Annotated in this window: 20 protein-coding genes, 2 tRNA genes and 1 pseudogene; 4 read left to right on the forward strand and 19 right to left on the reverse strand. The window is 61.9% G+C overall.

Annotated features, from left to right (window positions below; genetic code table 11):
- Nucleotides 1-33: 33 nt before the first annotated feature.
- Nucleotides 34-426: a hypothetical protein gene (locus tag EJ070_RS17565; RefSeq protein WP_091595098.1), complete on the forward strand. Its 393-nt coding sequence runs from the start codon at nt 34-36 to the stop codon at nt 424-426.
- A gap of 51 nt (nt 427-477) precedes the next feature.
- Here the strand turns inward: EJ070_RS17565 and EJ070_RS17570 are convergent.
- A protein-coding gene (locus tag EJ070_RS17570) for an IS630 family transposase (protein ID WP_164784121.1) occupies nt 478-1,421 on the reverse strand; the annotation gives its coding sequence in 2 pieces (ribosomal slippage) (nt 478-1,085 and nt 1,085-1,421; 945 coding nt in all).
- Between the two features lie 97 nt (nt 1,422-1,518).
- Between EJ070_RS17570 and EJ070_RS17575 the strand changes: the two genes are divergently transcribed.
- Complete coding sequence (locus EJ070_RS17575) at nt 1,519-2,013, forward strand: HNH endonuclease signature motif containing protein (RefSeq protein ID WP_091595100.1); 495 nt, start codon at nt 1,519-1,521, stop codon at nt 2,011-2,013.
- Here EJ070_RS17575 and EJ070_RS17580 read toward each other — a convergent pair.
- The 3 genes from EJ070_RS17580 to EJ070_RS17590 all read right to left on the reverse strand — a co-directional run bounded on the left by EJ070_RS17580 (nt 1,964) and on the right by EJ070_RS17590 (nt 11,962).
- Entirely contained in the window at nt 1,964-2,497 is a 534-nt protein-coding gene (locus tag EJ070_RS17580) for a very short patch repair endonuclease (RefSeq protein WP_091595102.1), read from the reverse strand. The two genes, EJ070_RS17575 and EJ070_RS17580, sit on opposite strands and share 50 nt — an antisense overlap.
- A 136-nt stretch (nt 2,498-2,633) precedes the next feature.
- Complete coding sequence (locus EJ070_RS17585) at nt 2,634-8,699, reverse strand: DEAD/DEAH box helicase (RefSeq protein WP_164748266.1); 6,066 nt, start codon at nt 8,697-8,699, stop codon at nt 2,634-2,636.
- Nucleotides 8,699-11,962: an STY4851/ECs_5259 family protein gene (locus EJ070_RS17590; protein WP_210211980.1), complete on the reverse strand. Its 3,264-nt coding sequence runs from the start codon at nt 11,960-11,962 to the stop codon at nt 8,699-8,701. The genes EJ070_RS17585 and EJ070_RS17590 overlap by 1 nt, the downstream gene beginning before the upstream one ends.
- Before the next feature lie 613 nt (nt 11,963-12,575).
- Here EJ070_RS17590 and EJ070_RS17595 point away from each other — a divergent pair.
- A pseudogene (locus tag EJ070_RS17595) lies at nt 12,576-13,076 on the forward strand (aminopeptidase); the annotation flags it as partial.
- Between the two features lie 10 nt (nt 13,077-13,086).
- Here the strand turns inward: EJ070_RS17595 and EJ070_RS17600 are convergent.
- The 13 genes from EJ070_RS17600 to EJ070_RS17660 form a co-directional block, all read right to left on the reverse strand.
- Nucleotides 13,087-13,302 carry a hypothetical protein gene (locus EJ070_RS17600; RefSeq protein ID WP_091595108.1) on the reverse strand — a complete coding sequence of 72 codons (216 nt, stop codon included), beginning with the start codon at nt 13,300-13,302 and terminating at the stop codon, nt 13,087-13,089.
- Nucleotides 13,303-13,637: 335 nt separating this feature from the next.
- Entirely contained in the window at nt 13,638-14,276 is a 639-nt protein-coding gene (locus EJ070_RS17605) for a hypothetical protein (protein WP_126034257.1), read from the reverse strand.
- Between the two features lie 280 nt (nt 14,277-14,556).
- Nucleotides 14,557-15,747, reverse strand: coding sequence for an integrase arm-type DNA-binding domain-containing protein (locus EJ070_RS17610; RefSeq protein ID WP_126092497.1), 1,191 nt, complete (start codon nt 15,745-15,747; stop codon nt 14,557-14,559).
- Between the two features lie 214 nt (nt 15,748-15,961).
- Nucleotides 15,962-16,037 (reverse strand) — tRNA-Phe (locus EJ070_RS17615).
- A gap of 212 nt (nt 16,038-16,249) precedes the next feature.
- A complete protein-coding gene (gene yacG, locus EJ070_RS17620) occupies nt 16,250-16,471 on the reverse strand; it encodes a DNA gyrase inhibitor YacG (RefSeq protein ID WP_126092498.1) in 222 nt (73 codons plus the stop codon).
- Nucleotides 16,472-16,484: 13 nt separating this feature from the next.
- On the reverse strand, nt 16,485-17,111 hold the full coding sequence (locus EJ070_RS17625) for a Maf-like protein (protein WP_126092499.1): 627 nt from the start codon (nt 17,109-17,111) through the stop codon (nt 16,485-16,487).
- Between the two features lie 19 nt (nt 17,112-17,130).
- Nucleotides 17,131-17,349, reverse strand: coding sequence for a translation initiation factor IF-1 (gene infA, locus EJ070_RS17630; RefSeq protein ID WP_006200926.1), 219 nt, complete (start codon nt 17,347-17,349; stop codon nt 17,131-17,133).
- Between the two features lie 286 nt (nt 17,350-17,635).
- Nucleotides 17,636-18,067 (reverse strand): low molecular weight phosphatase family protein, encoded by a 432-nt coding sequence (locus tag EJ070_RS17635; protein WP_281059659.1) that lies wholly within the window; start codon nt 18,065-18,067, stop codon nt 17,636-17,638.
- A gap of 199 nt (nt 18,068-18,266) precedes the next feature.
- On the reverse strand, nt 18,267-18,752 hold the full coding sequence (locus tag EJ070_RS17640; protein ID WP_126092500.1) for a UPF0262 family protein: 486 nt from the start codon (nt 18,750-18,752) through the stop codon (nt 18,267-18,269).
- Between the two features lie 2 nt (nt 18,753-18,754).
- Nucleotides 18,755-20,047: a histidinol dehydrogenase gene (hisD, locus tag EJ070_RS17645; protein WP_126092501.1), complete on the reverse strand. Its 1,293-nt coding sequence runs from the start codon at nt 20,045-20,047 to the stop codon at nt 18,755-18,757.
- A gap of 5 nt (nt 20,048-20,052) precedes the next feature.
- Complete coding sequence (locus tag EJ070_RS17650) at nt 20,053-20,487, reverse strand: DUF2948 family protein (protein ID WP_126092502.1); 435 nt, start codon at nt 20,485-20,487, stop codon at nt 20,053-20,055.
- Between the two features lie 182 nt (nt 20,488-20,669).
- Nucleotides 20,670-21,962 carry a UDP-N-acetylglucosamine 1-carboxyvinyltransferase gene (gene murA, locus EJ070_RS17655; protein WP_126092503.1) on the reverse strand — a complete coding sequence of 431 codons (1,293 nt, stop codon included), beginning with the start codon at nt 21,960-21,962 and terminating at the stop codon, nt 20,670-20,672.
- Nucleotides 21,963-22,105: 143 nt separating this feature from the next.
- A complete protein-coding gene (locus tag EJ070_RS17660) occupies nt 22,106-22,303 on the reverse strand; it encodes a hypothetical protein (protein WP_126092504.1) in 198 nt (65 codons plus the stop codon).
- Between the two features lie 224 nt (nt 22,304-22,527).
- On the opposite strand from EJ070_RS17660, the gene EJ070_RS17665 reads away from it, so the two are divergent.
- Nucleotides 22,528-22,602: transfer RNA gene (locus EJ070_RS17665), tRNA-Thr, on the forward strand.
- A 78-nt stretch (nt 22,603-22,680) separates the two neighbouring features.
- On the opposite strand, the gene EJ070_RS17670 is transcribed toward EJ070_RS17665, so the two are convergent.
- Together EJ070_RS17670 and EJ070_RS17675 are read right to left on the reverse strand one after the other, a co-directional pair.
- Nucleotides 22,681-23,388 carry an NAD(P)H-dependent oxidoreductase gene (locus EJ070_RS17670; RefSeq protein WP_126092505.1) on the reverse strand — a complete coding sequence of 236 codons (708 nt, stop codon included), beginning with the start codon at nt 23,386-23,388 and terminating at the stop codon, nt 22,681-22,683.
- 26 nt (nt 23,389-23,414) lie between these two features.
- Nucleotides 23,415-23,891, reverse strand: coding sequence for a DoxX family protein (locus EJ070_RS17675; protein ID WP_126092506.1), 477 nt, complete (start codon nt 23,889-23,891; stop codon nt 23,415-23,417).
- Nucleotides 23,892-23,893 lie beyond the last annotated feature (2 nt).

Here is a 23,893-nt window from a genome sequence, read left to right on the forward strand (position 1 = left end):
TCGCCCAACACTCGGCGCCGTGAGGAAAATGTCTTGACGGCTTTCGGTGAGGATGGTCAGATACTGGACGCAGAGTTCGAGGTCGAAGAAACGGCCATCGGGGTCGACATCGTGCTTCACTCGAATGGCGGCGTCTCCCGAGGCAAGCCCGCCTACAACCCGGACTATATCGCGACCCTTGAAACCATCTTAGCCCGCCTCGCGGTGCTCGGTGGCAATCTTGAGGGGGCGTGGGTCGACAGTAAGGCCCTCGCCGACCTCGACCCGAACGACCGTCGAGTTAAATTGGAGACGGCCGACTATCCCATTCGTCTATCCGACGTTTCCGATATCGGCGAACTCAGATTGCAGATCCGCCGGAGCGTTTCAACGATCGGAAGGTCGGAACGTCGATCTGCCGGCACCGGCAATAAAAGTTACGACTAGCGGTATCTTTCGACATCCGCCCTTCTCTTCCGAGACTAGAGCGCGTCCTGTTTAATCCGGTTCATATCCTGCGGCTTTGAAGTAGTTGGCACATTCGGCTGTGGTGAAGAGGTCGACGACCGCGCCGACCGTGTCCCACAACGCCTTGATGGTTCTCTCGGCCTTTGCTCGCAGCAGCGCCTTGAGTTTGGCGAAGGCGTTCTCAATCGGGTTGAAGTCGGGACTGTAAGGCGGCAGGTAGAGCAGGCTCGCGCCTGCGGCCTCAATCGCGTCGCGCACGCCGGCGGCCTTGTGGGCGGGCAGGTTGTCCATGACAACTACGTCGCCCTCCGACAATGTCGGGACCAGCACCTGCTCGACATAGGCCAGGAACACGTTGCCGTTCATGGCGCCGTCGTAGACGAAGGGCGCAGTCATGCCCGTCAGCCGCAGCGCTCCGGTGAAGGTTGTGGTCTTCCAGTGGCCATGCGGCACGCCGGCCCGGCAGCGCTCGCCGCGCGGCGCTCTTCCACGCAGGCGGGCCATCTTTGTGGAGAGGCCGGTCTCATCGATGAACACGAGCTTCGCCGGATCGAGGTCGAGCTGGCCGTCGAACCAGTCGCGGCGCCGCTTCAGGATGTCGGGGCGATCCTGCTCCAGTGCGTGCGCGGACTTTTTTTGAATGTCCAGCCGTGGCGGCGAAGCCAGGCGCTCAAGGCGCTGCGGCTGATGCGCACCGACTGCTCGGCGACGAGCCGCTCCACCATCTCGTTCAGCGTGATGTCCTTGCGCTCCTCGATCAGCCCGACGACGAAGGCTTCATGCGCATCGAGGCTGGAGGCACGGCGGCGGCCCTGCGGGCGGGGCGCCAGTTCGCCGATCTTCGCCCGCGCAATCCAGCGGATCGCGCTGGACACTCCCACGCCGAACCGCGCCGCCGCTTGCCGCGCCGACATGCCCTCGTCCGAAGCCTTCAAGACCCGCGACCGAAGATCCACGCTCAATGCTTTTCCCATCGTCAACCTCCATCGAGGTGGACGTTGAATCAGCACAAAACGCAGCCGTCACTTCACAATCGATTCATCGATCACAGGACGTGCTCTAGAACCGGCGTTGCGGGGCGGTACCGCCACCGCACAAGCCTTCATCGACTCACTTGTCGACTTTAGTACGAACGTTGATCAGCTGCCCCTACTCGCAAGCGCACCCGACCTGCAAAACCCCGAAATACGCAAAGCGGTGTGGGATTTGACGCGCGATGCTACTCCGATCATCAAGCACCGGATTAGCCGATACGTGGAACGCGGGCCGATCGGAGCAATGGTGAAGCTAACGAACAACCACCGGTGTCAGGGCTGCGACGTCTTGGGTCAGGCTTGGGCCACGTTCTTCAAACCGGATGGTATGCCGTATGTCGAAGCTCACCACGTGGTGCAGGTATCGACACTCAGCGTTGATGTGCTGGGGCCGCAAAACGTCATTACGGTCTGTCCAAATCACCATCGCCAGCTTCACTTCGAGGTCACCACGGTGCTGCACCTTGGCGACGAATTCGAATTCATCCTCCCTCCGCACCTCGCGTTCCGGATTCGGAAGTTTTCCGTCTGAGACTAGCGTTAAAGCTTCGATGAAGGCGGTGTGGTTGGCTCATCCGCGCATCTATCGCCAGTCGCAATATTTGTAGGAGCGGCTCCAGGTAGTCGTTACGCTTTATCTCGCATTCCCACACCTCCACGACAGCCCAGCCCCGCGAACGCAGTGCGCCCGCAGCAGCGGCGTCACGCTCCCGATTGCGCCTAAACTTCTCCGTCCAGAACGCGACCCTGGACTTTGGCGTGGTCGCGAGATGGCAGCCCGGATGGCGATGCCAGAAACAGCCATGAACGAATACCACGACCTTTCGCCGGGGAAAAACGAGATCCGGCGTTCCCGGGAGGCCCTTAACATGAAGGCGGTATCGCAGACCGGCGGCATGAAGAGCCGATCGCACTTTCATCTCGGGCGACGTGTCCTTTTGCCGTACCGAACGCATTATCCTGCTGCGCTGTGAACTAACGGGATAATCGTCGTTGTCTATATGGTCACAGGTCATGGTTCTCAGTGCTCATTAGGGATGCAGCCGCCTGCGACGCTATAGGCGAACGTCGCAAAAACAGCCGCCTTCAGGCGCCAAAGTTGGCCGGACGCGCCATTCACGCTGAACCGTGCATTCCTTGAGGAGTCGACTCTCAGTCAAGTCTCACCGCAAGGAACGTCCCATCTAGACCGTTGAGAACTGAGAACGGTCGTTTAAGGCTCGTCACCTGCTCAGAGATTGAGCTAGCATGATCGTGGTGTTCGTCGGTAACTCGCCATGAGCCCATTCCCTGATCAAAGAAGATCGTGCCAGAGCCACGCGGCGTTCGAAATTCAAGGCGACGGCGGTGCGGCGCGGATTGGACTTGTGACACCTGCACTTTCGGCACCACCTCGACAAGCGATTGCTCCATAACCGCCGTACGCGTAACTAGGTCGGCCCAATCCCTATGCAACCACGGTCCTGTACGAGCCCCACCGCCGGTCTTGGCGGCGAGAGTCTGCACTTTGACGTTGGTGTCATAGTCGCTGAAGGCGGCGACCACTTCCGTCAGGAGACGGATGGACAGCGGATTGAACAGGTACTTGTCCGAATAGCGAATCTCCAAACACGGGGCAGCGAATACCTGCGCTAATTCCGTCGAGCGCGCGCGCAACAGCGCCCTGAGCCGGGCACCGAAACCCGCGGCTGGTCCGTCGAGCTCATCAGCAATCTCGAAAATGGCCTCACTGCCGCCGGCCGAGAGCAGGGCGGATACATCTAGCCGCTCCCGCGGCGCGGCAAGCGCCGTTGCACCTCGTACCACCGGAGCATCGGAGACAGAGCCCCAACCAATACCCACGGCCTTCGCGGATGCAGACGATGATGCCCAGGCGGTTAGCCCACGTGTCGAGACCACACCCGCCAGCCAGGCGTCGTTGTCGACTTCGTTTCGCGCTACGATGTCGACGCGTGCGCGCTGAGCCCATAGTACCACGTTCCGACGCGTGACGGCATCGGTAGCGGTCAGCGCGCTCGCGTCGACTGCGATCTGCACCCCGCGCCCGCGAGCGCCCCAGCGTTCCAGAACGGGCGCCATTTGCCAAGTCTCCAATTCCCACTCTGCAGGAGGCCCTGACATGAACACGACCAGTGTATTCGACGCATCGTCCCCAAGGCGGTCGGAGAGTGCTTGGGGGAGAGGTGCGGATTCATATTCGGTGGCAGGTCCGAACAGTCGGAAGCGCTTGGGAAGGTCCAGACTGCGTCCAATGGCGGTGAGTAGGGAATGCGCTGCCCTCCGGTCGGTGCCTTCGACCGCATGTTGGCTATCAACCGAGAGCACGCAGCGAGGGCAGGCGAATACTGCATCGGGATCGCCACAACGGCCCAACTTGCTGCAGTCCAGCAAGTCTCTAGCCTCGTTAAGTATGCCGATGGGATCACGAGCTATCGTGGCAGAGAAGCCGGCGCCTCCGCTCGCCCGGTCGAAGACAGCAGCGGTCCAATTGCGCTGGCCGGCAGGATGGATGGCGGGAGGCGCCGCAAAGCCCATCTCGTCAGCATCCACGCCGAGGCGACGCGCGGCCGCTTCTCTGATCGCCAAAGCCACCGTCAGCGCCACTTCACGGCTGGCGCAGTCGTAGAGTTGTATTTCGCAGACGTCGGTTCGAATTTCGTGACCGAGTCGTAGATGGCGCGCCACGGCATAGGGGTTGATCTCCGGCGCGCCTGTGCAGGTGCGTTCGTCGGCCGCACGGGGGCCTCCGCGAAGTGGACGGTGCCCCGCGAGGGACCCGGCGCCATCCGCTTGGTGTTCGGCTTCCGCGCGGCCACAGTGCAGGCAGACCTCGAACCCATGGCCGTGCGGACCTGGATTGAACCAGAAGACCAGACCGTCCGAGCCGGTCCGGAGGCGCCCGACGTTTGGGTCCGGGAGAGCGCGCCAAGCCAGAGTGCGCGCCGAGACCCAGGGGTCGACGAGCATTGAAGTCCCGGTGTCCGAGGGGTCATCATGAACTTCGTAGCGCGCGTCGACGGCAAAACCGGCTGGAGCGAGGAATCGCATGATCTTGAAGTCAGAGCTGCCGCAATCGGGGCAGGCGCCGGGAGACACGGCGGATGGCGCCGACAGTAACGCGCCGCAGGACTGACAATGGCGCATCTGACGAAGGCTTTGCACCTCCCGCACACCGGCCTTATCGGCGGGACGTTTCCAATTCAGCGTGACGCCCGCGGACTCTCGCACGACACCGTCCACCACCAAGCTCCGCCCAGGCGCATACTCGAATATGGCGATGTCGCGTTGTCGGGATGGGTATCCTCGAGAACTAAAGCGGTTCTCGCCAGAGTCCTCTCGCTTGTGTCGCTCGACCCCAGTCTCCGTCACGAAGGACACCACGTCGCTCGGGAAGCCATATGACGGTAGGAATCCGCGACCGGCGAGTTCACCCAAAAGGTAATTTCCCTGGAGCCTCCGACGTTGGAAGTCCCGCGCCTTGGATACCACAGAGGTTTCGGCATCCGGCTCATCGCCCCTTAGTGCGTCCCATTCCGCGCTCAAATCCGACTGAATGCGCTCGATCGTATCCCGGACACCTTCGAAGAGGTCGGGGTCTGGTCGCACGGGGGTCCCGCGCAACACCTCCTCAAGATCCGATGTCATCGTCTTGAGACCTGCAGCGGCGGCGTCGAGCCATGCTAGGAAGCGACGCCAAGGCAAGTTATTCAGGACTTCTGCGCTGAGTCCGAGGCCGAAAAAGGCGCCATTCGTCAGTTTGTGAAGTTCGGCGCCCTGAGTGGCCAGAAAGCGCGCAAGAAGAAGGGCGTGGGCGTGACGTCGAGCGATGGTTGGGCTTTCGAGACTGACCACCGGCGCGGGCGCTTCTCGCGCCAGGAAGGCGCCGGGATCTGCGAACGCGAGTCGGTCGAGCGGTCGATCCTTGCAAATCGTCAGGCCAAGAGCGATCGGCTGACGCGCCCGTCCCGCCCGGCCGACACGCTGCCGGTAATTAGCGATCGCCGGTGGCGCATTGGTGTTTAGAACCGCCTCGATGCTTCCAATGTCAACGCCCATCTCCATGGTGGTCGAGCAGCCAAGGACGTTGACTTTTCCAGATTTGAAGGCGTTTTCGTAGTCGCGGAGCAGGAAACTCGGTTGCTGAGCGGAGTGCTCCGCCGCGCGCAGCCACGGCGAGAACCTCGCCGCGCGATCCTGCTGATCGCCCCAGGCCCCCTTGGCCCTCAGGAGCGAGACACGTTCATCGGTCGCTAGCCAGTCGTCGAGAATTGAATCGGAGACGCGACCTCCGTGGGCATCACGGCGCCATGGAAACGGCAGGGTCGGCATGTCGACGGCTTCGGCTTTCGGGTGCACACCGAGCTTGTCGTATGGGCTTAGTCCGCGGAAGGTCGTGTCCACCAGACGTCGAGTGTTGGGGCACCAGAAGGCCCTTTCGATCGGCGTGACATTCATGTCGCCGAGCCGTAGCCGGAAGCCATTCGGACTGACCGTCATGAACCTTTGCAACGTCGACCATGCTGCCCGCAGAAGTTCGTTCAAGTCATCCCGAACGCTTGGATCATCGCGATCGAGACCAAGCGCCTGGACAAGCATCCGAACCACGCGAGAAGGTCTTGGACCGTAGGGGTGTGGCCAGAAGCGGACGTATCGGCTTGAGGGAAGCGCAGGCTCGAAAGGTACCATTTCCACGTGGCTCTGGCGGCGGTCAATCCAACGCATCCAACGTTTAGCGTCGAAATCCAGGATGACGTTAGTTCGGACAAAATGCGTAAGGAGAAGGCGCACGAGGTCGCGCCAGTCGTCTGCATTCAACCCTAAGCGCGTTGCGGAAGCCGGAACGACCACGTTGGGCTCGTCCAGGCCGGGAATGGTCAAGCGCAAAAGGCCCAATGTCTCAGCGCTGTTGGCGCGGACGGGCCGTCGCATGATCTCCCGATATAGCATGAATTCAGCGAGCCGCGCTGGGTCGGAGAAAGTCTCTTCGCGCTCGACCCAGAGATTCGAGAGAAAGCGGTTGATTGTGGGCTCAGCGGCGAGTCGATCGACAAGTTGGCGCCAGGCCTTCGGGGTGGCGACCCCTTCGAGCCTGATTCGCGCCAACCGAAGGTCAGCCATGAGGCTGAGAGTGATCCCGTCCTGCTCGTCGGAGGCCAGTCGCTTGAGCTTAGCCTCGATCGCGGCGATGGCCTGGTCGTCCCGCACGGGACGATCCTGCACAAAGTGGTAGAGAAAGCTTCGGACGAAGCCGCGCTCCGATGCCACCTGCAAGTTCGCCGCGTGTCGGGCCGTGCCCTGCCGCGCATCGGTGAAGGTAATCAGTTGCCGGCCGTCGAGCGGCAAGGGCTCGTCAGCGTCAGGTTTTGGCGATAGGTGCCCGACGAGTCCAGGGGTGATCTGAGACATCAAGTAGGGCGCACCCGCGACGAGCGATCGAAGCACGCCGGCCTCGAGGTCCACCTTCTTGGGTGCCCAGCCGCAACATGGACACTCACCTACGTGGCGGCTCGCGGTCGTTGGTAACCCCGCGCCGTCCACGGTCTCGACGATCGCACCGGTTTTTGGCTCGAAGCGGATTATCGGAGACGGCCGTGCCCCGCGCGCCCCTAAATATCGGCGGTTCACGACCGGGGATGTGGTCAGCGGCGCATCGTCTTGTGTGTCGTCTTCGGCGCCGAAGGTTTCGTCGCGATCGAGCGTTTGCTCGAACTCACCGTCCCCTGTGCCGCCTGTCCAGGCCACAAGATGCGATCCGTCGGCAGTTTCTTCAGCCTTGAGCGCACCATCGCCGCATTGAATGCAATAGGCCCATTCGAGCACGAGCGATCCGCAGTGTGAGCAATGCTCTCGCGATTCGAGGAAGACGGCGCCGAAGTGCCAGTCGGCTGCTTCAGATGCGGCGGGCCGCCCGGGACAGGTCGGGTTCACGCAGGCCCAGAGACCGGAAAGCGTCCGGTGGAAGAGGTGTAGGCGGACCGGCAGGATTGAGTCTCCGCCAGCGCTGGCCAGCGCCGGATCGGAATGTGGGTCCTTCGCCCTTGACGCTTCGACAAGCAGGCGCCTCGGGTCTACGTCCGCGCCGCCGATCTGGCGCGCCTGCGCGCTCCAGCCGCTCCAGCCTACGATGGCGCCGGCTCTGAACTGCTCCCTCAGGACCCTTAGCGGTGCAGACTTAGCGAAGATCTCACCGGCCTGGAGCGGTTCCATGCCCGCTATCTCGTCAAGTTCGATGAGATTGCTATTGAGGGCAGGAGAGGCCGGTAGCGACGCCCTAACACCTCTTACCACGTGAATATTTTGCTCTGGTGCGCCTGACAGATCTCGAAGGAAGGATCGTAGCTCGGCGGCGTCCGGGCCGCCGATCGTCGCTGAGGTCGCGACGTATCGGAGCTCTTCGGGTTTGCGACCGAAAGCAAGCGCGACGCGGCGTAGTAGGAGAGCAATTTCGGCCGCCTGGGCGCCGACATATGAGTGCGCTTCGTCCAGTACCACGAAGTCAAGCGTACCTTGTGACGCCCGCAGGATCGGTGCGTCCTTCTGCCGGATCAGCATGTACTCCAGCATGGTAACGTTGGTGACAAGAACCGGCGGAGGCGAGCGCCTGAGTGTCGTCCTATCAGCGACCTTCCAGGGTTCCCCACGCGCGGCGGTGCTCCGCACACTCTCCGGCGTGTCGCCATTGTAGAGGCAGTAGCGCAGCGCTCCGCCGAAGGGGGCGAACCACTTTGACAGCCGCTCCTCCTGGCTGGCGATAAGTGCGTTGAGCGGATAGAGCATCAGCGCGCGCACTCCTTCGAGCGGTTTTGCACCGCTATCGGAGGATCGAACCAGCCCATCCAAAATCGGTGTCAAAAAGCATTCTGTCTTCCCTGAGCCTGTGCCGCTCGACACGATCACCGAAGCGGCGCGTTCGCCGCAAAGCTGCTTCCAAGCGTCCACCTGGTGGGTGTAGGGCGGGTATGCGACTTCACGCAGAACTTCGAGCGTTCTTGGGTGCAAAAGGCCAGCCGGCAATCCGCCCCAACCGCCCTCTAACGGCAACCAGGGATAAGCGCCTTCGACAAACGGTTCGGAGAGGGCCGAGTTAGGCTGACCAGCGCGCGCACCCAAGCCCTCACGCAGATGCCGATTGAGATCGACTGAACGGAGTCGAGCCATACCGACAATCGCATCTGCAGCATCGCGTGGCAGCCGCGCCAGAAGCCTCTCGATTTCCATCACAGGTCCATTCGTTGGGTGGTGCCGGGGTCTATAGTCTCGCGTCCAAGGGCGACGGCGAGAGCGCTCTCGAAGAGCTGACGGTCGTGGAGCCAAGCGGCCCGACATCGTCCGACAACCTGCGGGTTTTGATGGAGTTTGCCGGCCGCCATTCGCGCCGCCACTAGGGGAGCAGCGATCAAATCCGCGAAGGCTGGGTCGTACCGCTCCCAAAGCTCGCGTCGCTCTGGCAGGAGCCCCGCGAGATGCAATCCGGTCGGTGGCTCGCGATGCTCACTCTGACGAGTCACGAACGCTTCGGCGAGTTCCCGAAGCGTTTCCTTCGGACGCCGGCATAGCCTTCCGATGAGGCCGGGTTCCAAATCTGCTCGTGGCGCGACCAATAGGAAGGTGATCCACGCATGAGTCGCTAGCCCGGGCTCCAGATCAGCGATTTGGCCGAGGGCGGCCGCCACATTGCGCCCTGCGTCGGCAGTCGGTAGTTCCAACCGTTCCAGGCGGCGCTCCAACTCGTCAATTCTCGTTCGAAACGCAGACACCCAGTGCTCGACTTCCGTTGCGCACCAGAGGAAGGGTAACTCACTTTGTAGCCGGATCACGGCGTCGCGCTCCTCAAGAGTGTCGCAGGTCGACAGGATCCACGGAGCCGCCTGGGGGGCACGGCAAAGTGACCGCAGGGCATCGATCGCCGGCACGGGCACGTTGCGATCCCGCGCGGCCACGCTCAGATCGACCAAGAGGCGGAGATCAGCGCGGTTCAAGGCTTCCGGGTGCTTTAACACTGTAGCAAATGCATCGTCCCGGGCGTCACGTCGTGCGATCCTGAAGGCCAGACGAAGCGCACTTCCACGATCGTCGTCGCCCGGTGGTTGGGCGACCACCTTCGGTCTGAGCGAGGTCCCGTCATTGGTTCGCCCGAAGATCAGCCAGGGGCCCGGACCGAGCTCTTGCAGGAGTCGCGTCTGCAATTCCTGCAAGGAAAGGCGTGGAAGGTTGTTGGAGAGTTTCGCGGTAGGCTGCGTCAGCGCTAGCGCATCCAGATTCCAACCAAGGATACTCGAAAGGCCCGAGAACGGCGAAATGCCTTTCTCGGCCACCAGCGGCTGGTCTTCGTCGTACCAGGCGATCTCGGCGAAGTGGTCACCTCGACCGGCCCAGCTCAGGCGCACCTCCGCATCGAGGTCCGGAAAGCTACCAAGGAGATCCCGCAATTCGTCTTGAAAGGCCGATAGCGGGACGAGACCGTCGATACGACGCGTGGCCTGCACGGGCTGTCCTGCGCCCTGCCGAACCACCAGCCATAGGTCGCGACCGCCAGGCGCCAACAGGCGGAACCCATGCAGTCGATCGATCGAAATCTGGGCCCGGCTTACGGCGGGCCGCATGTCCGGGGTCAACAGGAGCGGCTCGGCAATCGGATCAGCGAGCGTTAGGTCGAGTTGGGTGTCCCATCGCAGCGCCACGTGTAGCATCGCGCCTGGGGTGTGGAGTCGAAGATCGACGCGCGCGTCATCACCATTCCTGGAGATCGGAAGGATCTGACCGCCCTTCGCCGCAACGCTGGCCCCGAGCAGATTCTCGATTTTCAACGAGTGGGTTCGCGGTTCTCCCGATAGCACCAATTCACGCGGCGCAACGTCGGCGCAGGTCCAAGCGACCAGTTCACCGCCCCGCCTCATTGCGATCTCGACCCTGCCCAGGGGCGCGTGTTTGTTCGAAGAACGCCACGAGCCTCTCCCCAACGACCGCCAAATTAGGTCTTCCGACGAAACCAGCGTGTGATGCTGACCATCCGAAAGCCAAGCCTTTGGCGTCCCTAGGAACACCGTCTCGCGCACCCGCCGTAGAGTCTCTCCTGTGAGGATCAGTCGCTTCGTATCCTCGCGCTCGGCCGCGCTACGCCACGTGAGACGCCCATCACCAAGGTCGAGCGAAGCTTGCCCGACGAAGGCCAGAAGACAGCGTCCATCGAGGATGCAGTCTCCCAAGTCAGAAGGAGGGTGTTCGAACTTCAGTGCTGAACGAGCCTCCTGCGTTACAGCCATAGCCAGCCATGGCCGAGTGCTTCGAAAGGGCGAACTGCCAATGAATCTTAGTTCAAGCGCGTTCTCAAAATCGACGCCAGGATCTGGCTGGAAGAGGAGGACAGGCGCGTCTACCGGCTCGCCGGCAAACGCGGTGAACTCTTCGACTAAGGTCTCCCCTGCAACTGCCGCCAACCTAATTGCCTGGTTCAGGCGAGCGGGAACTTCGAACGCCTTGACCAGCGGACGGGACTCCCACGCTGTCGCCTCGTCTGATTCCACCTGTTCCAGCACGGCGATGGGCCGGTTCAAACCCGGCAGATCACCCCGCGGAAAGATGCGCAGCCGAGTGGCACCTTCCATCGCTGCCTGCAATTGGGGAGATGTTCGGACCACGTCGAGTTCACCTGACAAGGTGAGTTCGGCCCGCGGCGCCCACCCTTCGGCGGTGCGCCGCAGCAATCGGCTTGCCGCCAGGGCTCCCCCTTCGACGCGCCGGGTCCGGACCAAGTCTTCCACCAGAGATCGAAAATCGCCTTCCTCCAAGTCAAAAGGCAGATCGTTGCGCCAAGCAGGCACCACAGAATCCAGGTGGAGCACGGGATCTCGGTCATTTCGTTCGTGGAGGGGCGGCAATTGTTGACGGAAACGAACGATTACCGTGGACAGCGCCACGGCTGGCTCCACCAGCGCCTGAACAAGCGTTTCGCCCGCCCGCCATGCCTCACTTGCGACGGCCTCGGCAGGTGTGAAGCCCATTTCGATCGCCAAGATGCTGCGCTTCAGCCATAACCCCAAGGTTCCCTCTTTGATGGCAGCAGCTGGAAAACCCGCCTCGCGCACTACGCCGAAGAGGAGCGGCACGTCGGTCGGCTGAGGGCGTCGCCACCGTTTCAAGCCAGCTTCGGCGGCTTCCCGCACCACCGCGTAGCGCACGTCGGCGGCCGAATCATTCGCGTGATATCGAATTCCAAGGACAGCTAAGGGTCTGATCCAGTCCCAAGCCCCCCCGGCGCGTTCCCGGCGATACCACTCGGCTGTGAAAGCAACGAACAAAGCCTGACCATGGGAGTCGTTCAGCGCGGTCGGTCCATGGCGTTTTAGGACCTCCCGAACGCCCTCGAACTCTTGTCGGCTGAATCGGTAGCGATAAAGTGGGCGCCCATCAGGGAGCGATAATCCGCGCGATCGGAATAAGGCCTCGTAAGCGCCGCGTAGACCTAGACGCGGCTCGTCCATATTTCCCCCCAGGCTCCCAATTCAGATTGTGACACACTGTGCATTAGTTGTGAAGTTTTCCTCTGCGAGCAGGCCGCCTAGAGGGCGAGAGCGGACTTTTCGACAATAGGAACGATTTCGAAGACAATTTCGACGGCCTCGGCAGGCCGCTTGCACGGTCGTCGTTCAGCTTCCCCGAACTATCTTCGCGGAACGATTCCCAATGGCAGCTATTAGCGCGACTACGACCTGGAGCATGGTCATCGGCAACGACTACTTCCTGGGAGGAGACAATTTGCGTCTATGGCCGACGTGGGCGCATTGCGGACCAACAGCGTTGGGCCGGATGCGACCGGAAGCTTCAGGAGAAAAAGACCTCCTAGGCGGATAGTTCCACGTCGCCGTGTCCGGCTTATAGCGGACATTCGGCAATTTGGCAGCGAATGACCACATTGTGACAATCTTGCCGAAGACGAACGTCTAACCTAAACCCCCATCCAGGACATCAACCAAATTGGAGCCACTGTTTGGGACCGGGCGTAGTTGCGACGTTTGCCCTGTCCGGACGTGTGAGCAAATGCCGTGGGCAACCGTGATGCGTGCATTTTTTCGTTCGGTTGCTGCGATGATCGTGATGTCCGGCCTGGCAGGTTGCACCAGCATTTCTTACTACGCACAATCCTTGAAGGGTCACGTGGAGATCATGGCGGCGCGCCAGGATGTCGAAGAGCTGATCGACGATCCTTCGATCCCTGGGACATTACGCGCTCGAATGGAATCGGCGAGCGCCATCCGACAGTTTGCGATAGATGAACTAGCGCTTCCAGACAACAATAGCTACCGCAGCCATGTCAACGTTGGTCGGGACGCCGTGACATGGGCCGTCTTCGCAGCGTCGGAATTCTCGCTGACGCCACGAACATGGTGCTTTCCGGTGTTCGGATGCGTTCCGTACCGAGGATACTTCTCCAAAAGGTCTGCGATTGAAACCGCTGTCGCACTTCAGAGGCAGGGCCTGGACGTCTATCTGACGGGCATCACTGCATTTTGCACGCTTGGCTGGTCAAGTGACCCGCTGCTAAGCACCATGCTCAGCCAAGATGAAACGTATCTTGCAGGGCTCGTGTTCCATGAATTGGCCCACCTCACGTCACGCCGCGCTGCCGAAAATAAGCCTGCATCACCTTGCGGCTCGAACGGTTGTTCTGCGCCAGCCTGGTCGGATCGAGCACCGCCTGTTCTATCCCCTCTCGCGTCAGCGCCGCTTTGAGCGCCGCGATATTTGCATCGATGTCGGCATTGTTCGCCCGGAGCGATGCATAGATGCTGTCGGTCGCCTCGGCCACGGTCGGCTCGCTCACGGGTGTACTCCTTCGGCTGTTCGGGCGGCGGCTTAACACAGATCAGCGGCTTCGCCATACCGATAAGACGGCTGATGGGCGGCAACAGTATCCCCTGGGACTTAAAAGGGATACCGATGACGCGCGCCAACGGCTCGCTGCTTTCGGGAAATGGTGTCGCCCGTGGTGAACGGCCGATATGGCGGCCCGTTACTGTCGCCTACCTGGGCCGGAACCAGACTCGCGGACTGTTTACGCCCATTGACTCCCGGAGGTCAGGCGCGCGACCCGGATCAGGATTCGGGCCAGTGCGGTCGTAGTGGGCAGGAGCAGCGAAAGAATCTTTTTTCGCTGAATCAGCGCAGAAGTCCGTCACTCTCGAATTCGTCCCAGCCCTTCAGTTTCTGACGTGACACCTCGTCCCGAGTGCTGTCAGGCGCAGACGCGGCCCTGCGGCCGCTCTTTTGCGCACGCTTCAGGGCGGCCTTTCCGGCGGCCCGCCGCCTATTCTCTGCAGCAGCTATCGCGTCGTCCTCGCGCCAGACCGTAACCAAGTCGCGATCGAGCACGTCCTCGATGTGACGTGGGTCAAACACGTGAAAAGTTACCTTCCTTGCGCGACCACGAAGTTTCACCGTACGTGTGCCTGTGCTTTGCAAGCGGCCGTCCTTGAGCCACCGGTGCCGCTCTGCCGAAGAGATCGTCAGGATGTCTTCGACTTCACGGGGAATTACGGGCAGGCCTTCGATGCCTTCCAGCGTTTTGGACACAATCGCCGACGCAGTCCGGAAATCGCCATAGGCGCCTTCCGGCATGCGCAAGGTGAGCACCCCGACCTCGATACCGAGCAGCTTTTTCGCCGCCAAAGGCAGGTGGGCTCGCACTTCGCGAACGATCCCTCTGGCTCGGACCGATGACCCAAGCGTGGCCGCAGACGGGAGCGTCCACCCTTCGATCAAATTCGCAGCTGCATCCATTTTCTGGCGTGTGGACATGGGCCTTAGATATGTCTCCCATCATGTCGGCTTCAACAAGTGTGGAATCAGCTAGCGCGGCGCTCCGGCACTGGCCTTGAACCATGCCTTGTTCCAGCCCTCGCTAGATCGCAGCGCTCTCGGCCTTCGTCGGATCACCCATTCCGCCTTCAGGCCGCCAGGTTCCCCAGGGATGTCCGCTTCGGGAGAGCGGCAACGCAGGCCTCAACGGCCGCTATGCAGCGTAAACCGGACGTTCGCGATACGTGCCGGACAGCTGGCTGCCCGCATCTGATTGAGTTTACCCGCGCGTTCCGGCGTTCTCAATTTTTTCCAGATAATCTGCCCACCACTGCATCATCTTGACGCGCTCTTCCCAGTGCTCCGCCCGGGCATAGGCGCGCCGAACGTCGTTATTTTCAATATGAGCCAGCTGTCGCTCTACGGCGTCTGGATGCCACTTGCCGCATTCGTTCAACAGAGTTGATGCCGTTGCTCGGAAGCCATGGGCCGTTGCTTCATTCTTGCTGAAACCCATGCGACGCAGGGCGGCGTTGAGTGTATTGTCGGAAATCGGACGAGAAGGCGATCGCACGCTTGGAAACAGCAGCGTCCCAGCGCCGGAGATTTTTTTAAGCTCGGCCAGGATATCCAAAGCCTGCGTTGAAAGAGGAACGCGGTGCGGTCGTCGCATTTTCATTCGCGCTTCCGGGATAGTCCATACCGAACTTTCGAAGTCGAACTCCCCCCATTCGGCAGCGCGAAGCTCACCGGGGCGGGGAAACAGCAGCGCCATCAACCTCAGAGCCGCTCGGGTTGCGGGCTGTCCGTCGAATGTCTCGATCGCACGCAGCAAGCCGCCGAATGCCTTCGGATCGGTAATGGCGGCACGCGGCGTGACCGTTGGCCTGATGAGAGCGCCCCTCAGCGCGGACGTGGGGTCAGTGTCGGCGCGTGCAGTGGCGATGGCGTATCGAAAGACGCTGCCAATGGTCGAGCGCAGCCGCCTGGCCGACTCGTATCGACCGCGCACCTCCACGCTACGAAGGGCAGCAAGGATAGTGGCCGCATCAATGTCCCGAATGCACTTGTGCCCACAGGTGAGATAGGCGAAGTCGAGTAGCCATTTGACCTTGGTGATAGTCCGGTCGGCACGTCCCTCTTTCTTCAGCTTGTCCACATATTCCTCGGCGATTGATCGAAAGCTGTCCTTTGCCGAACCGACCTTTCGCAACTTGCGTTCCTGCGCGGGATCGATGCCAGTGAGGAGGAGACGTTTGGCGTCATCGCGCGCCTTGCGTGCTTCGGCGAGCGAAATAAGGGGATAGCTGCCCAACGCCAGAAGCTTCTGCTTGCCGTCAAATCGATAGGCGAGGCGCCATAGGCGGGATCCGGTGGGCTGCACCCAGAGCTGGAGCCCGCCACCATCAGACAATTTCAATAGCTTGGAAGCAGGACGGGCATTTCGGCATTTCACGTCGGAAAGGGCCATTTGTGGGACACCTCCCTTTGGCTGTTTCGATACCATCAGGATGTCCAGTACCAACGGAAATACCAGCCCTCCGCCTCGTTAGACCAAATACGCCGAAATTCCATGAAACGCGCTCAATCGCGCCATCCTTCCCAAAAAGATGAACGATTTCAGTTGTTTGTGCAAACAGAAGCGTAGAAGATTCGGCGAAAGGGAGTGTCGGGAGAGGAGGGGATGGTGCCCAGAGGCGGATTCGAACCACCGACACGCGGATTTTCAGTCCGCTGCTCTACCAACTGAGCTATCTGGGCCTGGACCGGCTAGCGGGGTTCGCCCGCCGGGTTCACGAGAGCGCCGGATGGCGCCCCCCTGAAAGCGCGTGGGTTATAGCATGGGTATTCGGCCTGTCCAGAGCAATTCCAGGAAAAGTGCGTTGCGGTTTCCGGTCTGGAATTGCGTAAAAACAATCACTTAGCCTAAGTGCTGATTTCGCACGGAAAGGAAATGGCAAATTGCCGCGCGCTCACCCCTCGTCCTTGGGCGAGGAGCCTTGTTTCGAGCTGTCCTCTTCTTCTTCCTCGCCGTCGCGGCCGGGGATGACGTAGGCGCCCTTCAGCCAGCGATTGAGGTCGATGTCCTTGCAGCGCGCCGAGCAGAACGGATAATGCTCACGCGCGGAAGGCTTGCCGCATTCGGGGCAGGGCCGCTTCGGTCGCAGCGGCGTCACCTTGTCGTCAAGACTCATGGGTCGTCCATCCTCAAGGACGCGCGACGTGCCAGTTCCGGTGCGCCTTGAAACCCTCGCCGGAAAGCAGCGCCACGCTTTCATAGAGCGGCAGGCCGACCACGTTGGTGTAGGAGCCGACCAGCTTGACGACGAAGGAGCCGGCCAACCCTTGCACGGCGTAGCCGCCGGCCTTGCCGCGCCATTCGCCCGACGCGATATAGGCGTCGATCTCCTCGCGCGGCAGCCGTTTGAAGCGAACCCTGGTCTCAACCAGCCGCTGCCTGAGCTTGCCGCCCGGCGTTATCAGGCAGATGCCGGAATAGACGCGGTGCGAGCGGCCGGAAAGCAGGCCGAGGCAGTTCACGGCGTCGTCGATCGTATCGGCCTTGGGCAGGATGCGCCGCCCGACCGCCACCACCGTGTCGGCGGCGAGGATGAAGGCCGGCGCATGATCTTCCTCGCTTTTCAACGAGGTGAGCGCCTTCTCGGCCTTCTCCTTGGCGAGCCGCTTTGCCAGCGAGCGCGGATGTTCGGCGCGCAGCGGCGTCTCGTCGACATCGGCGGGCAAAATGCGGTCCGGCTCGATGCCGGCCTGCTGCAACAGCTCAATGCGACGCGGCGAACCCGAGGCAAGCACGAGCTTCTGCAGGATGCTCATCGCCGTTCGCGCCAGACTGTTACTTGAAACGATAGGTGATGCGGCCCTTGGTCAGGTCATAAGGCGTCATCTCGACCAGGACCTTGTCGCCGGTCAGCACGCGGATGCGGTTCTTGCGCATGCGGCCGGCCGTGTGAGCGATGATCTCGTGTTCGTTTTCGAGCTTCACCCTAAACATCGCGTTGGGCAGCAGTTCCGTGACCACACCTGGAAACTCGAGGACTTCTTCCTTCGGCATTCGATACCTTTGCTTGGATGGCGGTTCCGGCGCCTAGAGCATGATGCCGAAAAGTGTCAAGCGGTTTTCGGATGACATCATGCTCTACTTCTTTGATCCGGAGTCGGATGATTTCCGGCCTAACAGACCGGAAATCATCCGACTCCGGCCGGAATTTGCGGCGGAACCTATATGATAATCGCCCGCTTGTGAACATGCTTAGAACCTTTCCGGCCTGGATAGAATCGGCACCTTCGGCAGAACGGCTCAATCCAGGCCGGAAAGGCTCCTAATCGGCGCCGCGTTTTCACTCCGGCGGCGCGAAACGCTTGGCAATACGCGCCTTCAACCGCTCGCGCACATCGCGGTAGGCGGCCATGATATGCTCGCGCGTGCCGCCGGTGTCGGTCGGATCGGGCATCGGCCAGTATTCGACCTCGACGGCGAGCGAGCGGGTGAGCTCGAGCGCGGCGTGGTGCGCTTCCGGCGCCAGCGTCACGATCAGATCGAAATAATCGTCCTCCAGCTCGTCGAGCGTTCTCGGCTGCCGCTCGCCGAGCGTCAGACCCTCTTCGGCAAGCACGGCATCGACGAAGGGATCGCGCTCGCCGCTGCGCACGCCGGCCGAAGCGACGAAAGTGGTGGTCGGCAGGAACCGTCGCGCCAGCTGTTCTGCCATCGGCGAGCGCACGGCGTTCAAGCCGCACACAAACAGGATCGAATGCGGAAGCGCGGCCACTAGAGCATGATCCCGAACCGGAGGTCAGCGAATGCAAAAAGTGGGAACCGGTTTTCGGAGAAGATCATGCTCCGGCAAAAGAGCATGATCCCGAACCGGAGGTCAGCGAACGCAAAAAGTGGGAACCGGTTTTCGAAGAAGATCAGGCTCCAACAAAGAGTTAGATCAGGATGGCGATTCAACGAAACGTCATCCTGATCTAGCCCCGCCAGTGCAGCACGCAGACCAGCGTGAACAGCCGGCGCGCCGTGTCGAAGTCGATCTCGATCTTGCCGGCAAGCCGGTCCATCAGCGTCTGCGATCCCTCGTTGTGCAGGCCGCGCCGACCCATGTCGATCGCCTCGATATGGCTGGGCGTCGAGGAGCGGATGGCCTCATAGTAGCTTTCGCAAATCAGATAGTAGTCCTTGACGATGCGCCTCAGCGGCGTCAGCGACAGGATGTGGGTGACCACGTCGGCGCCATTCTCGCGGCTGACGGCGAACACCAGGCGCTGCTCGGCCAGCGACAGCTTCAGCCTGTACGGGCCGGCGCCATCGTCATTGACCGGCCGAAAACTGTTTTCCTCGATGAGGTCGAAGATCGCCACCGCGCGCTCGTGCTCGACATCGGGCGTCGAACGGCCGATCGTGTCGTCGAGCTCGACGTCGATCAGCCTGTCGCGGTTCTGGTGGTGGCCGGACATCGCTACATGTTCAGCCGGATCGCTACGGAGCGTGCGTGCGCGTCGAGCCCTTCCGCCCTGGCAAGCGCGATCGCCGCCGGCGCCAATGCCTTGAGCTGTTCCGGCCCGAGCTTCAGGATCGACGTGCGCTTGACGAAATCAAGCACGGACAGGCCCGAGGAGAAGCGCGCCGAGCGCGCCGTCGGCAAGACGTGGTTGGAGCCGCCCACATAGTCGCCGATGACTTCCGGCGTGTGGCGGCCGACAAACACGGCGCCGGCATTGCGCATTCTGGCGAGAAAGCTTTCGGCGTCGTCGAAGGCGAGCTCGACATGTTCGGCCGCGATGCGGTCGACCAGCGGCAGCGAGGCTTCGATGCTCGGCACCAGAATGACGGCGCCGAAATCGCGCCAGCTCGCGGCGGCCGTCTCGGCGCGCGGCAGGGTCTTGAGCTGGCGCTCGACCGCTTGCTCCACCGCCTGGCCAAACGCGGCATTGTCGGTGACAAGGATCGATTGCGCCGACGCGTCATGCTCTGCCTGGGCGAGCAGGTCGGCTGCGATCCAGTCCGGATCGTTGTCCTTGTCGGCCACGACCAGCACTTCCGACGGCCCGGCGATCATGTCGATGCCGACGGTGCCGAACACCTGGCGCTTGGCCGCCGCGACATAGGCGTTGCCCGGCCCGACGATCTTGGCGACCGGCCTGATCGTCTCGGTGCCGTAGGCGAGCGCGGCGACGGCTTGAGCGCCGCCGACGCGGTAGATCTCCGACACGCCGGCGAGGTCGGCCGCCACCAGAACCAGCGGATTGATGACGCCGCCAGAGGCCGGCACCACGATCACGATGCGCTCGACGCCGGCGACTTTCGCCGGCACGGCATTCATCAGCACCGAACTTGGATAGCTCGCCGTGCCGCCCGGCACATAGAGGCCGACGGCCTCGATCGCCGTCCAGCGCGAGCCGAGCTCGACGCCGGCGGCGTCCGTGTAGCGGTCGTCCTTCGGCTTCTGCCGCTCGTGATGGGAGCGGATGCGGTCGCGCGCGAATTTGAGCGCCTCGACGGTGGCCGGGTCGGCCGCGGCAAAGGCCCTGGCGATATCGTCCTTCGAAACGGCGATGCCGAGCTTGCCGAGATCGGCCTTGTCGAATTTCAGCGTGTAGTCGGTGAGAGCCTTGTCGCCCTCGGCGCGCACGCGCGCGATGATGTCGCGCACCACCGCCTCGACATCGGCCGACACTTCACGCTTGGTCGAAAGAAAGGCGGTGAAGCGTTGGTCGAAATCGGCGTCCTGCTGGTTGAGCGTTATGGCCATGGCGCCTAGCTCCTGTGCACGGGACGCGATGCGGCTTCCCAGGAGCCGCCGACATCGGCGAGCCGCGCCTCGATGCACTCGACGTCGAGCATGATCGTGCCGCCTCCCGAAAACACCAGCTCGATGATACCGGCCGGCTTGCTGATCGCAACGAAGCTGATCGCCAGCAGCGAAAGCACCTCGGCCGGCTTGTCGCGCGCGATGCCGCTGGTCTTGGCGCCGAGCACGCGGTCGAAATGCAGAACGCTCTGCCGCCGCTCATTGTGCTGGCGCAAGAAGCCGGGCTTCGCCTCCCAGACGAAACGGTTCATGGTCAGCACGAAGCGCTTGGCCGCCGGCAGGTATTCGAGGTCTGAGACCTTCATCACGGCGTCCTGGACATGGGCCGAGACGATGCTCAGGTCCTGGTCGTCGAGCGCGATGAGCTTGAGAGCGGCCATGCGGTATGCGCACCTGAAGGTTGATGGTTCAGCCCTCTGTTAGAACATGATCCCGAAAAGTGGAAACCGGTTTTCGGCAAAGGTCATGCCCAAACAGAGACTGGAGCGGGATTGAACCCGGTTAGATCGAGTCCAACCACGCTCTAGTGGGTCTTTCCGCTCTGCGCAACCGAGGCGCTTTGTCAGCCTGAAATCCGCTCGATCACCGCGCCGCAGCCGGAAAGCTTCTCCTCCAGCCGCTCGAAGCCGCGATCGAGGTGGTAGACGCGGTTGACGGTGGTCTCGCCTTCGGCGGCAAGGCCGGCAATCACCAGCGAAACCGAGGCGCGCAGGTCGGTCGCCATGACCGGTGCGCCCTTGAGCCTGGTGACGCCGTCGACGATCGCCGTCTGGCCGGAGAGCGTGATGTGGGCGCCAAGGCGGGCAAGCTCCTGCACATGCATGAAGCGGTTCTCGAAGATCGTCTCGGTGATGCGAGACTTGCCCTTGGCCATCGTCATCAGCCCCATGAACTGCGCCTGCAGGTCGGTCGGGAAGGCCGGGAAGGGCGCCGTCGTCACGTCGACCGGCACAATGCCGGCGCCGTTGCGCTTGACGCGGATACCCTCGTTTGTGGGCGTGATCTCGGCGCCGGTCTCGACAAGAACGTCGAGCGCTGTCTGCAACAGGTCGGGTCGCGCGCCTTCCAGCATCACGTCGCCACCGGTCATCGCCACCGCCATGGCATAGGTGCCGGTCTCGATGCGGTCGGGGATGACGCGGATGCGGGCGCCGGACAGCGCCTCGACGCCCTCGATGGTGATGGTGGAGGTGCCTGCGCCATGGATCTTGGCGCCCATGGCGATGAGGCATTCGGCGAGGTTGACGATCTCCGGCTCGCGCGCGGCGTTTTCGAGCACCGTCTCGCCCTTGGCGAGCGAGGCCGCCATCATCAGCACATGCGTGGCGCCGACCGACACTTTCGGGAACACATAGCGATTGCCGTGGAGACGGCCATTCTTCGTCTTGGCGATGACGTAGCCGTTGTCGACGTCGAGCTCTGCGTCCAGCGCCTGCAGGCCCTCGAGGAACAGGTCGACCGGACGCGTGCCGATGGCGCAGCCGCCTGGCAGCGACACCTTGGCCTCGCCCATGCGGGCAAGCAGCGGCCCGATGACCCAGAAGGAGGCGCGCATCTTCGACACCAGCTCGTAGGGTGCGGTGGTGTCGACGATGTTGCGGGCGGAAAAATTGATGGTGCGCGAATAGCCTTTCTGCTGGCTCTCGCGCCGACCGTTGACGGAATAGTCGACGCCGTGATTGCCGAGGATGCGGATCAGTTGCTCGACATCGGCCAGATGCGGCACGTTCTCCAGCGTCAGCGTGTCGTCGGTGAGCAGCGAGGCGATCATCAGCGGCAGCGCCGCGTTCTTGGCGCCCGAGATCGGAATGGTACCGGCAAGCTTATTGCCGCCGACAATTCTGATGCGATCCATGAGAGAAACGTCCCCTCGGCCCGGACGGGCCGCTTTCAATCGGTTGAGTATGTCCGGCTCTAGACTATTGGCCGGCTTGGTTCAAGAAATAGGATTTCCCCACCTGTGGACCAAGTGTGGTCGGCCACTGTGGCTGATTTGGGTTACTTTTTTTGCATTTTTCCAGCAGTTGGCAAGCCTTCCGGCCGCTCGTCGACATCGCAGGCGCGCTTGTTAGCGTCGCCGGCGCGTCGGGAACGCGCTTGTGCCTTGCGTTTCTGCAGGTTGGCGCGCAACGCTTCGGCGAGCCGGTCCTTGCGCTCGCCGTCGCCCTTTTTCGCTGGATTTGCCTTGTCGTTCACGGGTCCGTCCCCGCCGGCGGATAGCCGGCTGTGCTTCAGGCATAGTTAACATTGTGGCGCCGCCATGTCATGAAAGCCGCTTGGAAGCGGCTTTCACAGTTGCGGCAGTCAATACATATCACTCAAAATCGCGCAGCGGTTTTGGGACAGCGACATGCGTCGTTTTAAGGTTTTCTTGGCCTTGCGCTTGCCGGTTCGTTATGGCAGAAGCGCCGCCATCGCAGGCTGCGGTAGCTCAGTGGTAGAGCACTCCCTTGGTAAGGGAGAGGTCGAGAGTTCAATCCTCTCTCGCAGCACCAGCCTATCCCATTGAAATCGCAGCCAGGACCTGCGGCCGGCGTGCGGCGCTCTGCTTGGTGCACTGGACAGAGGCTTTTTCACGTCGACTTCAAAACATGCATATCGTCGAACTCCGCGAGCTTCGGATACGCGATCGTCGGAGCATGCGCGAGGCTGAGGACGCGTTCACGGTAGCGATCGAGGCACATCCGGCGCTCATTGTCGCCGATGCGTGCTGGTGCGTGCACCAGAAATGGCTCGATCACCGTGAAGCCGACAAAGTAGAGCATGCCGTGATTGATTGGGAACAGGATCTCGGCGATTGGGCCGTTCAGTCCTCGGTCGGAATAGATCGGCGGCGGTCCGCCGATCGTGACGGAGCACATCGCGCGCTTTCCTGCGAGGACGCCGCGGTCATACCATTTGCCGCCGCCATAGATGCGGCCCCCTGACGCGAACACTCGGTCGACCCAGCCCTTGAGGATCGCCGGCAGCCCGAACCACCAGAGCGGAAACTGAAGGATCAAGACGTCGCACCAGAAAAGCTTGTCCATCTCCGTCTGGATGTCTGGAGCAAATCCGTCGTGGGCAGCCGCGTTCGCCTCCTCGACCTGCTGGCGATAGTAGTTCGGGTCGCGCACGGCCGTGAAGTTGCGGCGGTCCGATACCGGATTGAACCCCATGGCGTAGAGATCGGAGACGACCACTTCGTGCCCCGAAGCGGACAGAGCTTCTTGCGCCGTGCGGGTGAGGGCACCGTTGAAGCTCTTGGGCTCGGGGTGTGCATGAACGATGAAGATGCGCACCGTGCTTTGTCACTCGGTTTCGATATTCATTTTCTGGATGTCGAAAGGACCCGCGCGGCGACGCAGTCGAGCGAGAAGACACCGGCACCGCGCGTCAGCACGAGCAACAGCAGCGAAGACCAGAGCAGGTGCTCAGCCCAGTTCTCCGGGTAGACGAAAATCTGGATGACTGAAACGACGCCGAGCAGCATCAGTGCAGCAAGCCTCGAGAACAGCCCGAAGAAGATCAGAACCGAGCCCGTGAGTTCGACAGCGGTCGCCAATGGCGCCGCGATCGACGGATCAATGAAGGGCAGATTGTATTCGTTGGCGAAGAGCTGCAACGTGACCGGCCAGGATGCCAGCTTGCTTTGGGCGGACTGCCAGAATACATGCGCGACAGCGACGCGTGCGGCGAGTTGGACCAGCGAAAGCGGAATGTGTTCGGGCAGCTTGATGATACGCTTGTAGAGGCCGACAAAGCCGGCCGGGCTGGACAGGGATTGTTCCGATATTGCGGTCATGA

This window comes from Mesorhizobium sp. M1E.F.Ca.ET.045.02.1.1 (assembly GCF_003952485.1).
Classification (GTDB): Bacteria; Pseudomonadota; Alphaproteobacteria; order Rhizobiales; family Rhizobiaceae; genus Mesorhizobium.